A 13,426-nucleotide genomic window follows, 5' to 3' on the forward strand; every position below is an offset into this window, starting at 1 on the left:
TCTTCCTAATCTTCTATATTATTTATGCAGATGGAAAGGTACAGTCGCGATTACAATGTCCTTCTGATTCATCAGATATGAACGGATGAACAAGCTGGTCTGATTATGCAGCACCGCCTGCCACCAGTGCTTGGTCACGAATTGCGGAATCAGGACGGTAATATGATCCGTTGAAGAGGTCTTCCACTCTACTGTATCGATGAACTTCACCAGCGGGCGGATAATGCTGCGGTAGCGGGAGCGCAGGACGATCAGGCGTACGCCGGGGTTCCACTCCTCCCACTTCTGCTCCATCTTGTGAATCTCTTCTTCATCGAAGCCTACATATACAGCGACCACATTATCTGTCAATGACTTCGCATAGCTGATCGAATGCAGTACAGCACGAGTCACACCGGCGACCGGAACGACTACGGTGCTTCCTTTGATACAAGGCTTATCGGTAGCCGGGCAGATCCGCAGCTGATCGGCAATATTCATATAATGGCGGTGAATCCGGTGGAACACGATGATAACAGCCGGCAGGAAGATGAAGGCCATCCACACGCTGGAGAATTTAGTGATTATGAAAATCAGGGTGATCGTTAATGTAGTGAGCATCCCCACCGTATTGACGGCGAACTTGCTCTGCCAGCCTTTCGGCTTCGTTCTGTACCATTGGACCATCATGCCCAGCTGCGACAGCGTGAACGGAATGAATACCCCTACTGCATATAATGGAATGAGTCCTTCCGTATTCCCGTGAAACGCCGCCACCAGCACAGCCGACATAACACCGAGGAAAATAATACCGTTGGAGAAGCCCAGCCGGTCGCCGCGCACCATGAAGGCATGGGGCAGATATTTGTCTTTGGCGAACATGAACGCCAGCAGCGGGAAGGCCGAGTACGCCGTATTGGCTGCCAGGAACAGGATAACCGCCGTAATCCCCTGAATGAAGAAGTACAGTCCGCCGCGGCCGAAGGTAGATTCGGTAATCTGTGAGACCACGGTGGCCTTCTCATCAGGCATGATACCGTACCAGTAAGCGAGCAGCGTAATACCTGTGAACATTACCCCGAGAATGAGGCCCATGAGCATCAGCGTTTTGGCTGCATTTTTCTCCGCGGGCGCTTTGAAGTTAGGAATGGCATTGGAGACCGCTTCTACCCCGGTCAGAGCCGAACAGCCGGAGCTGAAGGCCTTCAGCAGCAGAAACATACTCACGTTCGATACGGCCGAGCCAATCTCAGGAACATGGGCATGGGCGCCGCCGGTCATATATTTGAAGACCCCCGAGATGATGAGCACGAAGATGGAAACCACGAACAGATAGACCGGGATAGCGATGAAGGAGGCCGATTCGGTCACTCCCCGCAGGTTAACAATCGTTAAGAGCACGATAACAGATACCGCTATCAGAACACTATGATTATGCAGACTTGGAAAAGCTGAAGTGATTGCATCCGTCCCCGCCGACGCACTTACCGCCACCGTCAGAATGTAATCCACCAGCAGAGAGCCGCCGGCCAGTAAGCCGGTATGCACCCCTAGATTGCTTTTGGCGACAATATACGCGCCCCCGCCTTGGGGATAAGCGAAGATCGTCTGCCGGTAGGACAGAATCAGAATAGCCAGCAGGCCCAATACGGCTAATGCAATTGGCAAGGAGTACCAGATAGCGGTGAACCCGGCGGCCACCAGTACAATCAGAATTTGTTCTGTTCCGTAGGCTACAGACGAGAGCGCATCAGAAGACAGGACAGCCAGTGCTTTCACCTTGGATAACTTTTCATGATCGAGTTCGTTCGACTTCATCGGACGCCCGATCAATAGTCGTTTTACCTTGCTTACCATTGTAGTAACAGTTCCTCTCTTGGTTAAGTTGAAACGGGTTTCCCTGCGCTGTTTTCATAAGTGGATTTCATAAATGCAGGCACCAAAATAAGCATACGGAAATGATCCGCATGCCTTAGTGTGCATGGTCATTATCCCACTAGTGGCTTACGAGGTTAGCTGGCGGATTCGGACTGTGGTAGCCCTACGGTTACAGGTCAAGTAGCCTGCTCCGATTCACCCCTTTTGGCCTTGGCCAAAGTGTGGTTCCCCCGTTTTTCCTTCCGGAAAATTCAGCGCATATTCAACTTCTCACAAGGACTAATATTAAGCTACAACACGTCTTCCGTAAAGCGTGGAAACAAATGAAAAAAGAATGAAAAGCACTCAAAACAACCAAATTCATCATCCGGTATGTCTTGATCTTTCATTCTCTTTCATTATCCCTTTACCACGTGATTTTACAGGGTTTTTGCATATTATTTTTTACTAAAATTAAGGGTATTCTCTTCTCTTCCTTCTGCCCGTCAGCTTCTTACTCCGCAGGCTCCTCTTTGCGTCCTGTCCAGAGCAGAATGGAGATTAAGGCAAAGGCTATAAGTGCAAGCAGAGGGATCGTTATAAATCCGAACCAGTTCAGATAATCCTTGTTGCACGGTACGCCGATGGTACAGGGAAGCACCTTGCTGAGCGCCGGAATTTTCTGCTCCGCATAATGATATATGGAGATGCTGCCGCCAATCAGACTAAGGGGAAGCACGTATGGAATGATCCGCTTGTCCCCCCGGTAGGTGGCGATCCCCAGCAGGAACAGCTGCGGATACATGAAGATCCGCTGGAACCAGCACAGCTTACAGGGCTCGTAATTTAGGACCTCACTGAGATACAGGCTTCCTGCTACAGCCACCACACAGACGAACCAGGCCAAGTAGAGACAGTTACGCCGGCAGAAGGCAGAGAAGGCGGTCATTGGGCGGTCCCTGCTCCCGCTGCTGCTGTTGCTGCCTGAATCTGGGCGTCAATCGCCTCCATATTGAAAGGCTCCTTCACCTTGATGCCGTTCACGTACAAGGAAGGCGTATTCGTTACGCCCGTATCGGTGCCAAGCTGAATATCCCGCTCCAGCTCGCTTACGTAGGTACGCTCGTCAATGTCCTTGCGCAGCAGGTCGTAATCCACCGGCAGCTCCAGCTGCTTGGCGAGACTCACCAGGAAGTCAGGTGTAGCCCATTCCTTCTCTTCATTCCCCTGATTGGCATAGATCGCATCGAAATACTTCCAGAACGCTTCCTGGTTCTGATGATAGACCGATAGCGCTGCCAGGGAGGCCGTTCTGGAATCCGTACCGAGGAAGGCCAGATTCACGAAATAGAAGGCTGCTTTATTCTGATCGACATAGCCCTGAACGATCTGCGGCTTGATCACACCGGTGAACTGGGCGCAAGCCGGACATTTGAAATCGCCGAATTCCACAATTTTGACCGGAGCATCCTCCTTGCCAAGCCGCATCATTTCGCTGTAATTGAAGGCAACCGGCTTACTGTCTGTACCGGCAGGCGAAGAGTCCTTCGATGCCAGCATAAATAAGCCTACAAAAATAATAATGACGATGGCCACCGTACTCACGATCAGAATTCTCGTTTTCTGCTTCTGCTGCTCCTGCTCTGCCCTGCGCTTCTCCTGCTTGCTCATCTGGGGAGCCGTGACATTGTTCTTTTTTGTTTTGCTCAAAGAGAGTTCCTTTCCGTCCTCAGGACTATCGTGATAAAAGAATAGTTACTTTCAAATTATATAATGTTAACTCTCTTGTTGGCAATCGCTGTCTTATACGGCTTCATTCTCCTCCGCTGACTCCCCCTCCCCTGTATCCTTGCCGAAAAATACCTCCGGGGAATGCTCCTGCGACTGCAGCTTAATTCTGAAGAAGAATTGTGTGCCGCCCCCTTCTGCCGGTTCTGCCCAGATCTCTCCTTGCATCAGGTCTACAAGCTTCTTGCAGATCGCAAGGCCCAGACCCGTGCCGGGGTACTTACGGGTATGCGACCCGTCCACCTGCGAGAAGGACTGGAAGAGCAGCTGCAGCTTATCCGGTGAGATGCCAATGCCGGTGTCGCGCACCATGAATTGCAGCGCCTGAGCGGTCTCCCTGACGCCATAGGACTCCACCTTAACCGTTACCGTGCCGGATGGCGTGAATTTCACCGCATTGCCGATCAGGTTGATGAGAATCTGGCGGATACGCGCAGCATCCCCGGTGAACTTGTCAGGAAGCCCCTCCTCGATCAGAAGCTCCAGAGATAACGGCTTGTCTTGTGTGCTCACCATGAACAGGTCCATACAGCCCTGGAGCAGCGCCTTCAGCCCGAAAGAATCCTTGTTCAGCGAGAGGGCATCCGCCTCCAGCCGGGAGATGTCGAGAATATCGCTCATCACATGCAGCAGAGCATGGCTGCTTGTACTCTGAAGCCGCAGGAGCTCCAGATGCTCAGGATTGCTGATCTCCTCGGACAGCAGCTGGTTGACGCCGATAATGCCGTTCAGCGGCGTGCGGATTTCATGGCTCATGGTGGCGAGGAACTCGCTTTTCATCGTCACCGCACTCTCCGCGGTATCCCTGGCCTCCAGCAGCTCATACTGATACTTCATCAGGGCAGTCACATCCTCGGCCACAATATAGACCCACTGCTCCGTATGATGCAGCAAAGGAAAGACGGTGACACTACAGATCAGCTGCTCCCCGCCTTTGCTCCGTACCTTCAGCTCCAGCTTGGAGGACTGCCCCCGTGAAGCGCGCGTTATGGCATCCCGTACGGCAGCTTCATCCCGTTCGCTGTATAGTATCGCCTTATAATTCCCCAGTTCTTCGCTGCTATATCCGGTAATGTCCCGCAGAGCAGGATTAGCACTGATTATCTTCTTACGGGCAGGATCAATGCAGATTACCATATCAGGGTTATGCTCGAACAGCGCAGTATACCGCTGCTCATTGAAGGCGGCTGACTGGAGTACCCGCTGCCGGTCCCTGTACAACAGAGCAAGGACGATCGACACAATGAACAGGAAGGAGCCGCAGAGGATCATTCCCAGTATCGAATCCTGCAAATAGAGCACGTGCGCGGCTGCACTGGACGGTTCTCCTGGAGAGAATGAAGCGCCCGCCATGGCAGCGTAATGGATGCCTGTGAACGCGCCGGTCAGGGTCAGGACAAGCAGCAGCTTTTTGAAGCTGAACATATTGTAGGCCTGCTCCAGCCACTTCGGATCGTAGGAAGCGGTGACCACCGGAACGATCAGGGCGAATAATACCGCCATTATAATTGAGAAAGCGCCTTGCTCATACGTTGCCGTAAGTCTCATCGACAGAATTCCGCTGAAATGCATAATCAGGATGCCGCTGCTGAACAAGAGGCCGCCCAGAGCCAGATAGACCCTGCTGCGGGTGTGCGGGTTATTCAGCATAGCTAACAGCATATAAGAAGCTGCCACGGGAATCACTAGAGAGAACGCCAGTAGCGGCAGATTATACGATACCGGAACGGCCATATCCATTGCACGCATCCCGATGAAATGCATGCTCCACAGGCCTGTGCCAAGCACCAGGGAGATGAGCAGGATGAACCGGGAGCTCCGCTGGCCGCGAAGCAGACGTTCCGTCAGATCGAGCGCCGTGAAGCAGGAGAGAAAGGCTATCGCCACCGACAAGAGGACAAGCAGATCATTGTAAGTGTTAAAAGGATGCTTCAACGCTCCCGCCCCTTTCTTGAATCGGATAGATTACATGTATTTACACTTCCTTACCCGCCTTAAATCCGGCCGAATCGGAGATAGGTCAGAACACTTCATCCTTATAACAAAAAAAGCACAGCGCTGTAGTAGCGCCATGCTTATATTGTATGCAGCAGCTTATGCTCCGGCTTCTTCCGTCAATAACTGCAGCTTCAGCAGCTTGATCCGGGAAATCCGCTTATTATCGGTTTCTTCGACCACGAATAAATGATTGTCGAACTCAATGGACTGGCCCTTTTGCGGCGGATTAACCTCCAGCTTGGAATACAGCCAGCCGCCGATCGTATCATAATCATCAGTCTCCATATGGATTCCGAGCTTGTCGTTAATCTCTTCAATCAGCATCAGGCCGTCAACGGAGAACTCATCCTCTCCCAGCTGCTCAATGCCGGGCCGCTCCTCGTCGAACTCATCCTGAATCTCACCGACAATCTCTTCCATAATATCCTCCAGTGTAACCATCCCCGAGGTACCGCCGTACTCATCAATAAGAATGGCGATCTGGGTCTTGGCACGCTGCATGACCTTCAGGAGGCTGCTGATCTGAATCGATTCCGGTACCGTCAATATCGGACGGATCAATTCATTATAGCTCGGCGCCTTCTCCCGGATCATATCCTTAATATGAATGAAGCCAAGAATATGGTCCTTGTCTCCGTCACAGACCGGATACCGGGTTCTCATTCCATCGAAGGCAATCTCCAGATTCTCCTCCGTCTCCAGATGCGTGTTCAGACAGATCATCTCGGTACGCGGAATCATAATCTCCCGGGCCATCGTGTCGGCAAATCCAAAAATATTATCCACCAGTGTCATTTCTGTGTTGTCGATCAAGCCGCTTTTGTTACTCTCCTGCATCAGGATGCGGATTTCTTCCTCCGTATGCGCAGTAGCCAGCTCGGAAGCCGGTGTCAGACGGAAGATCCGCAGCAGTCCCCGGGCCAGCCCGTTAACCACCCAGATGAATGGAAACATGATCCGGTAGAAAACGTTCATCGGTCCCGCAGTTAACAGAAGCACCGCCTCAGCCTTATTCACAGCAATGGTCTTCGGTGCAAGCTCGCCGAGTACGATATGGAGAACCGTGATGAACATGAAGGCAATAATCAGGGAGATGACAAATACAGTAGTATCATCAAAGCCCAGACCCCTGACCAGCGGCCCCACAATCGTGGCCACGGCCGGTTCACCGAGCCAGCCCAGTGCAAGTGAAGCAAGGGTTACCCCAAGCTGGCAGGCCGACAGGAAGCCATCCAGATTATGGACGATGTTCCTTGCGGCCAGCGCTCTCTTGCTGCCTTCCTCAATCAGCGATTCAATGCGCCCGCTGCGCACCTTCACCATCGCGTACTCCACCGAAACGAAAAAACCGTTAAGCAGCACAAGCAAAATAATAAGTCCTACATGTAATATACCGGGTAAAGGGTCGCTCAATTTATACTCCTATCCACCGTAATCTGTACGGCTGGATAGGCCCACCTCCTTCGTTTGCTCAAAATGTCAGACTCGATTACGCTAAAAGAACCCTTGCGTATCAATTCCCCAATGCCCTCATCTCCTATACAAAATCACGGATTAGAAATAATACTTTCATTATATAAATATATTAGGTGAAACAGCAAGCATGCGTGTCCCCTCGAAAAATACAGCATATGTACGTACGGGAGCATAAGTAACGGCTGACCGCCTCAAACCAAGGCGGACAGCCGTTTTTGGATGATTCTATGGATAAATGGCCGAAAAAAGCGGATTAGCAGTTGCGCACTCCAAGCGGATTCCCGACAACGCCCGGATATTGATAGACAAGCGGCTCTTCGAAAGTAGCGTAATCAAAGTTAACCATCAGCAGCACTACCCGCTGGCCGGTAGCACGGTCACTGATAATCAGGTGGTCACGGCCCGCAGCTTCCAGCACCCCGGTATAGACCTTGGCATTCCAGTCCTTGTTGTTCTCATATGTGAAATAGAAGGTGCCCACCTTGCCCAGGTTCAGGCGGAATATGTTCTCCACATAGGACTGTTCAAACACAGGTGCGGCTGTGGAGACCACCGTGCCGCCAGGCATCATGGGACTGCCGCTGCTGACCTGAGGCGGCATAGCGACCATGGTGCCCATGTTCCCCATGTTTCCCATTTTCCCCATATTCCCGATGTGCCCCATGTTGTTCATGTTATTCATGTTCTCCATATTATTCATATTGTTCATATTGTTCATGCTGCCTGCTGGATTGCTGCCCATCATATAAGGAACTGGGCGGTACGGTTGAACGATCATGTACGGATTACCTCCTAAAGTGTAATAAATACCTTGTCTTGCCTAGTATACTGCCGGACAATCTCCCTGTGTCGGAGTGAAGAAGCAGTGAGCCTTGTAGCGTCCGGTATTCTGCTGATTGTACCAGGTCGCCGGACAGTCGCCGACAGGGCGGAAGAACCAGAGCGCATTCGAGGCCGGCCAGGTTCGCTCCCCGGCAATCGCACGTTTCGCCAGCCGGATATCGGCTTCCCGCGCCCGTTGATAGAAGTATCCCTTCTGCGGGGCTTCGAAGCCGCCGGGGCTCTGGTACACCATGTCGTTCACACTGCGGATGTTGTTGAAATCCAGACAATTGCCAAGAATCCGGTTCACGCCGACATTGCCGACCATCAGCATGCCTGACTCTCCATCCTCTTCAGCCTCTGCCCGCATCAGCCGTGCAAGCACTCTTACGTCCTCCGAGTTTGTTTTGATGACAGCCACGCGTTCTCCTCCTTACATTCATTTCATAGACGGGTGAAGCTATGAAAACTATGTGATTCTCCGTTGTTCTTTTGCTGCTCGCTGTATTGTATGTGTATTCGCCCAGGAGGTGACAGTCTGCGCCCAATTTCCTGCTTCCTCTTCTTCCATCTCTATGCCGGATACACGCAAAAACCCCCTGGCTCCACAGCGGGAACCAGGGGGTCCTATCACCATCTATAATACATTGCCATCTTAGCTACTCCGCCGTGGAGTAGTGAGGACGCCGCTGAAAGCCATGATACCGTGTCCCCTGATACGTCAGTATGCCTTGATCCCCCTCAGCGCTCATCCCGTATTCCTGTCCCTCCACCTTGAATTCCCTGCGCACCCCATCCTCAGCTTCATAGGTCAGATAGTAGGTGGTGCTGGTCCGGCTGGAGAGACTATCCTCCTGGGACTGCTGCTGGCGCACTTCGGTCCGCTTGCTCACGATACGGGCGGGAATGGACTGCAGGGGGGCATTATTGTTCCGGCTCCACTGAAGCAATCCCCGGCCAGCAGACACAGCGATGATCCCCACGACCAGAGCGAGAAAGACCGGCAATACCGTTCCTGTAAAATCGAACAGCCAGGATGGATCACTCCCCGTTCCCATTGTCTCTTCCCCCTTATTCCCAAGTAGTTAGCACACCTGCCCCTACAGGCTTCTCTACATGTATATGCCTCTTGTCTGCAAGACAGCACCGGTAGAAACGGCAAAAAGACCATTCAGGCTCCGGTACTGCCGGGAACTCAAATGGCCTTCTATAATACCCGAGTGGCGGTTAGATTAAGCATGTACGAGGTCTAACAGTTGTCTGGTTTCGTTCGTTTCTTCCGGCATCATGCCGTTCTCTGCCCAGCAGGCTTTGCATTGTTCTTCAGTCTGGCACAGGTGAGCGTCATCGCAGTTGTAGCACAATTGCATCAGGTTTCTAGTCATATAATCCGTTTCAAAAGTTGTCATTGTAATCTCTCCTCTTCGGGTTGGAAGTTTGTTTGAAAGTTTGTGAAAAAAATAACTTGTTCTCTATGTGTTAAATATATCACAGGATTCAAAGTTTGTCATGTGATTTTTTTCACACTTTTAAAGAAAATTTTAAATAAGATTTTTCCTTATATTGTAGAGGCCTTTAAGCGGATTTAATGTAAAAAAAGAGGGTGTCCGTCAGAACGGACAACCTCTTGTACAGTATTACATTACACGCCAGCTCTCGCCGCCGTTAGTGGTCTGAAGCAGGATCGACTTGCGGTCCTCCTCCTTCGAGATCAGCAGCCAGCCGACATCATTTGAAATGAACTGCAGCTTCACTACCTCCGGATACTCCAGGAGCTTGGACTGCAGCACCGTGCTGGCCGGGAGGGCTGTCCAGGTCACTCCCTGGTCCACCGTCTTATAGAGCAGATTACCTTCCAGCGACCAGCCTGTCATGGCATTCAGGAAGTCGGGGGCCACATTCCGGTTCATGCCGGATAGCGCCGGCCGCCCGAAAGTGGTGAATTTCCAGTTCTCTCCCCCATTGGCGGTAAAATAGCCGTTATAGGTCATGCTGCCTTCCTTTTCCCTCTGACAGCCGACCGGCATCCAGCCCCCCGACGCATTCTCCCCGAAGAATTCAGGAACACCGGTAACCACCCGGTCACATCCGGCAAAGCTGTCATTGACCAGGAATTCCGAACCCGATACCCAGGTCGCTCCTCCGTCCCTGGTCATATAAATCTTGGGCAGAGCGCCGGTCTGCAGCATAACAAACCCCCGGCTCTCGTCACCAAAGATCATCCCGGTCGTTACCCCCGCATGCGGTATGGAACTAGTCGGCAGATTCGGATTATACTGCTCATTCTGCATCACCAGATTCCAGGTGGCTCCGCCATCCTTGGTAGCATACAAGGCTTTGCTCTCTTTGGTCGCACTTGCATCCCACTTGGTCATCAGCCAGCCGCTGCGGCTGGAGCTGAAATAGATGGAGGACAGCTTGTTGGAATCGGGGAACGCTGAGATCTGCCAGCTGTGTCCACCGTCTGTGGTACGCAGCACCACGGTCTCGGTGGAGCCGAACGAGCTGCGGATGATCCAGCCATGCTCAGGGTCGGTGAAAAAAATCTCTTTGCCGTAGACCGGATTGCTTAGAAATTGTACATTCGTAGCTGGAGAGATATTCGCCCAGGTCTTGCCGTTATTCAGCGTCATGTACATTCGAAGCTCATTGCGCGTTACCCCCCAGGCTAGTCCTGCTGAGGGGTTGAGCAGCCGGAAATCGGTCAGCCGCGTCTGAATCTGGTATTTCTTTGCATTTTCGGGTTCGACATTCTTGTTATCCGGGGTAATGACTGTAATCATCTGCCCTTCTTCCGGCGCTTCAGTCGGCTGAGGAGGCCGGGTTGCCTCCGGCGGAGGGGCGGACGAGCAAGCTGAGAGAATCAGCAGAGTCATAAGAAGCATCAACGCCACTCTTAGAACCTTGGAACATGAAGCTTTGGCTGACAATGCTCTCTCTCCTTTTCTACATTAATGAGTAGTTAAAAGATTATTTCTTCGTATTCAGATTACTGCGTTTGTAGCCGTACAATGAGTAAATCACCAGTCCGAACGCAACCCAGATGATGAAGCCAATCCAGGTCTCTCTGCCGAGATTATACATTAAATACCCGCAGGCTGCCGCACTAAGGAGTGGAACCAGCGGAACCCAAGGAACACGGAAGCCTCTGCGGAGATCTGTCTTCGTCCGGCGGAGCATAATGACCCCGAGAGACACAACCAGGAAGGCAAATAAAGTGCCGATACTCGTCAGATTCGCCAGCCTGTCCAGAGGTACGAAGCCGGTAAGCACAGCGATCAGGCTGCCCACCATCCAGGTGCTGCGCACCGGGGTATGCGTCTTGGCGCTAACCTTGGACAAGCTCTTCGGCAGCAGCCCGTCACGCGAGATAGCGAACAGCAAGCGGGTCTGGCCGAACAGCATAACCAGCAGAACGGTTGTCATTCCGGCAATCGCCCCGATGGAGATCAGTCCGGCAATCATATTCTGGCCCACAAACCGCAGCGCAAAGGACACCGGATCGCTGACATTCAGGCTCTGATAAGGCACGATGCCCGTCAGGACCAAGGATACGGCGATATATAAGACTGTACAGATCGCAAGGGATGAGATAATCCCGATTGGAAGATCGCGCTGCGGACGCTTCACTTCTTCTGCCGCGGTTGAAATGGCATCAAAGCCGATATAGGCAAAAAATACAGTGGCCGCGCCGTTCATCACGCCATGAATCCCGAACGGCAGGAAGGGCGTCCAGTTCTCCGGCTTTACATAGAAAATACCGGTGATGATGAACAGCAGCACCACGGAGATCTTAATTGCGACCATCACTGCGTTGAAGCGGGCGGTCTCCTTGACCCCCCGTGTCAGCAGATAGGAGATCAGCAGGATAATGATGACGGCAGGCAGATTGATGAATGTTCCCTTATCCGCATTATACGCTCCAGACAAAGCTGTGGGCAAATGTATCCCGAAGCCCTCCAGCAGACCCTGGAAATAACCGGACCATCCGCTGCTTACCGCTGCGGCGGCAACCCCGTATTCCAGTACAAGATCCCAGCCGAGCACCCAGGCCAGCAATTCGCCGAAGGCGACATAGCTATAGGCATAGGCGCTGCCGGATACCGGCAGGGTCGAAGCAAATTCAGAATAGCACAAGGCGGATAGCACACAGGCAATCCCCGCGATGATGAAGGACAGCACCAGTCCCGGGCCGGCATGCTCCGCAGCAGCCACCCCCGTCATAACAAAGATCCCGGTGCCGATAATGGCTCCTACCCCAAGCATCGTCAAATCCAAGGCGCCCAGTGTCTTGCTAAGTTTCTCCGCTCCGGCATTCTGGGGAATGGCCAGCGGTTTTTTGCGGAATAAATCCATACTTCAGTTCGCTCCTGTCAAGTGGTTGAGTGGATAACAGAAAAATCGTTGTTAGCTTACCCTATTACGGGTAATGGATGAAAAACGGATAGCTTGAAAACACTATCCCTAGCGATTATGATGGATAAGATTGGACAGCAAGTGGAATGGCTCTGCCTTCCTTATACTACCAAAATACAAATGCTGGAGGAGATTTGACATGGCCCCATTTAAGCCCAATCGTGTTGTAGTCATCGGTACCGGTGCAGTCGGAACCACTACAGCCTATACGCTGCTGCTGCGTAAGCGCATGCCCGAGCTTGTACTGATCGATGTGAACCACCAGAAGGCGCTTGGTGAAGCGCTGGATATGAACCATGGTATGCCTTTTGTAGGAGGCGTGAAGCTATGGGCCGGTACCTATGAGGATTGCCGCGAAGCCGACATTATTATCGTCACTGCCGGAGCCTCCCAGAAGCCTGGTGAAACCCGGATCGACCTGCTCCGCAAGAACATCTCGATCTTCAAAGATATCATCCAGAAAATCACGAAATACAACCAGCACGCGATCCTGCTGATTGCGACCAATCCGGTCGATATCCTGGCGTACGCCACCCTGAAGATCAGCGGCTTCGACCGCAGACGGGTTATCGGCTCAGGAACGGTACTGGACAGCGCCCGCTTCCGTTACCTGATCGGGAAGCACAAGGAGATTGACCCGCGCAGCATCCATGGACAGATCATCGGGGAGCATGGCGATTCCGAGCTGCCGGTCTGGAGTCTCGCCAATGTCGCCGGGATTGATCTGGGCTTCGATGAAGCCGAACGCAAAGAAATCTTCGAGGATACGAAGAATGCCGCTTACGAGATTATCGATGCCAAGGGATCGACCTCCTACGCCATCGCGCTTGCACTGGACCGCATTGTAGCGTCCATCCTGAACAATGAAGGCTCCGTTCTGAATGTATCTACACTACTGAACAATTACAACGGCGTCTCCGATGTGTTCCTCGGCGCTCCGTGTGTTGTGGACCGCTCCGGTGTGCGTGAGGTGCTTGATCTTCCGCTCAGCGAAGAAGAACAGAGCTTATTCCAGCAGTCCGCTGACAAGCTCAAGAGTGAAATTACCAAGCTGGAGCTATAATTCCAGCCGGAACGAGCCGGCCGCCAA

12 protein-coding genes and 1 riboswitch are annotated in these 13,426 nt (G+C 52.3%); of the genes, 1 reads left to right on the plus strand and 11 read right to left on the minus strand.

What is annotated here, in order from left to right:
- Positions 1 to 18 precede the first annotated feature (18 nt).
- The 11 genes from NST26_RS17070 to NST26_RS17120 form a co-directional block, all read right to left on the minus strand.
- Complete coding sequence (locus tag NST26_RS17070; RefSeq protein ID WP_209873826.1) at positions 19 to 1,836, minus strand: APC family permease; 1,818 nt, start codon at positions 1,834 to 1,836, stop codon at positions 19 to 21.
- Positions 1,837 to 1,964: 128 nt separating this feature from the next.
- A riboswitch (cyclic di-AMP (ydaO/yuaA leader) is annotated at positions 1,965 to 2,124 on the minus strand.
- 226 nt (positions 2,125 to 2,350) lie between these two features.
- Complete coding sequence (locus tag NST26_RS17075; RefSeq protein ID WP_340952474.1) at positions 2,351 to 2,785, minus strand: disulfide oxidoreductase; 435 nt, start codon at positions 2,783 to 2,785, stop codon at positions 2,351 to 2,353.
- The gene (locus tag NST26_RS17080) at positions 2,782 to 3,546 is read right to left on the minus strand and encodes a DsbA family protein (RefSeq protein ID WP_340952472.1); all 765 of its coding nucleotides are present in this window, start codon (positions 3,544 to 3,546) and stop codon (positions 2,782 to 2,784) included. Before NST26_RS17080 ends, NST26_RS17075 begins: the two co-directional genes overlap by 4 nt.
- A gap of 93 nt (positions 3,547 to 3,639) precedes the next feature.
- A complete protein-coding gene (locus tag NST26_RS17085) occupies positions 3,640 to 5,559 on the minus strand; it encodes a sensor histidine kinase (RefSeq protein WP_339257249.1) in 1,920 nt (639 codons plus the stop codon).
- Positions 5,560 to 5,718: 159 nt separating this feature from the next.
- Positions 5,719 to 7,035, minus strand: a complete 1,317-nt coding sequence (locus tag NST26_RS17090) for a hemolysin family protein (RefSeq protein WP_036726551.1) — start codon at positions 7,033 to 7,035, stop codon at positions 5,719 to 5,721.
- Positions 7,036 to 7,351: 316 nt separating this feature from the next.
- Complete coding sequence (gerQ, locus tag NST26_RS17095; protein WP_245368238.1) at positions 7,352 to 7,744, minus strand: spore coat protein GerQ; 393 nt, start codon at positions 7,742 to 7,744, stop codon at positions 7,352 to 7,354.
- Between the two features lie 174 nt (positions 7,745 to 7,918).
- On the minus strand, positions 7,919 to 8,341 hold the full coding sequence (locus tag NST26_RS17100; protein WP_036726550.1) for a cell wall hydrolase: 423 nt from the start codon (positions 8,339 to 8,341) through the stop codon (positions 7,919 to 7,921).
- Between the two features lie 238 nt (positions 8,342 to 8,579).
- A complete protein-coding gene (locus tag NST26_RS17105; protein WP_076079279.1) occupies positions 8,580 to 8,978 on the minus strand; it encodes a DUF2500 domain-containing protein in 399 nt (132 codons plus the stop codon).
- Between the two features lie 174 nt (positions 8,979 to 9,152).
- Positions 9,153 to 9,329 carry a hypothetical protein gene (locus NST26_RS17110; protein ID WP_179090460.1) on the minus strand — a complete coding sequence of 59 codons (177 nt, stop codon included), beginning with the start codon at positions 9,327 to 9,329 and terminating at the stop codon, positions 9,153 to 9,155.
- A 228-nt stretch (positions 9,330 to 9,557) separates the two neighbouring features.
- Positions 9,558 to 10,805 (minus strand): WD40/YVTN/BNR-like repeat-containing protein, encoded by a 1,248-nt coding sequence (locus tag NST26_RS17115; protein WP_036726547.1) that lies wholly within the window; start codon positions 10,803 to 10,805, stop codon positions 9,558 to 9,560.
- 85 nt (positions 10,806 to 10,890) lie between these two features.
- The gene (locus NST26_RS17120) at positions 10,891 to 12,276 is read right to left on the minus strand and encodes an APC family permease (RefSeq protein WP_036726545.1); all 1,386 of its coding nucleotides are present in this window, start codon (positions 12,274 to 12,276) and stop codon (positions 10,891 to 10,893) included.
- A 199-nt stretch (positions 12,277 to 12,475) separates the two neighbouring features.
- Between NST26_RS17120 and NST26_RS17125 the strand changes: the two genes are divergently transcribed.
- The gene (locus NST26_RS17125; RefSeq protein WP_036726543.1) at positions 12,476 to 13,399 is read left to right on the plus strand and encodes an L-lactate dehydrogenase; all 924 of its coding nucleotides are present in this window, start codon (positions 12,476 to 12,478) and stop codon (positions 13,397 to 13,399) included.
- The last annotated feature ends 27 nt before the right edge of the window (positions 13,400 to 13,426 follow it).

Origin of the sequence: Paenibacillus sp. FSL R7-0128, assembly GCF_038002245.1 — a bacterium.
Lineage (GTDB): Bacteria > Bacillota > Bacilli > Paenibacillales > Paenibacillaceae > Paenibacillus_AQ > Paenibacillus_AQ silagei.

Bases quoted from the DNA above. Each gene is read 5' to 3' on its own strand.
- NST26_RS17070 (WP_209873826.1), bottom strand. From the start codon at position 1,836: ATGGTAAGCAAGGTAAAACGACTATTGATCGGGCGTCCGATGAAGTCG.
- NST26_RS17075 (WP_340952474.1), bottom strand. From the start codon at position 2,785: ATGACCGCCTTCTCTGCCTTCTGCCGGCGTAACTGTCTCTACTTGGCC.
- gerQ (WP_245368238.1), bottom strand. From the start codon at position 7,744: ATGGGGAAAATGGGAAACATGGGGAACATGGGCACCATGGTCGCTATG.
- NST26_RS17105 (WP_076079279.1), bottom strand. From the start codon at position 8,978: ATGGGAACGGGGAGTGATCCATCCTGGCTGTTCGATTTTACAGGAACG.
- NST26_RS17110 (WP_179090460.1), bottom strand. From the start codon at position 9,329: ATGACAACTTTTGAAACGGATTATATGACTAGAAACCTGATGCAATTG.
- NST26_RS17115 (WP_036726547.1), bottom strand. From the start codon at position 10,805: ATGCTTCTTATGACTCTGCTGATTCTCTCAGCTTGCTCGTCCGCCCCT.
- NST26_RS17120 (WP_036726545.1), bottom strand. From the start codon at position 12,276: ATGGATTTATTCCGCAAAAAACCGCTGGCCATTCCCCAGAATGCCGGA.
- NST26_RS17125 (WP_036726543.1), top strand. From the start codon at position 12,476: ATGGCCCCATTTAAGCCCAATCGTGTTGTAGTCATCGGTACCGGTGCA.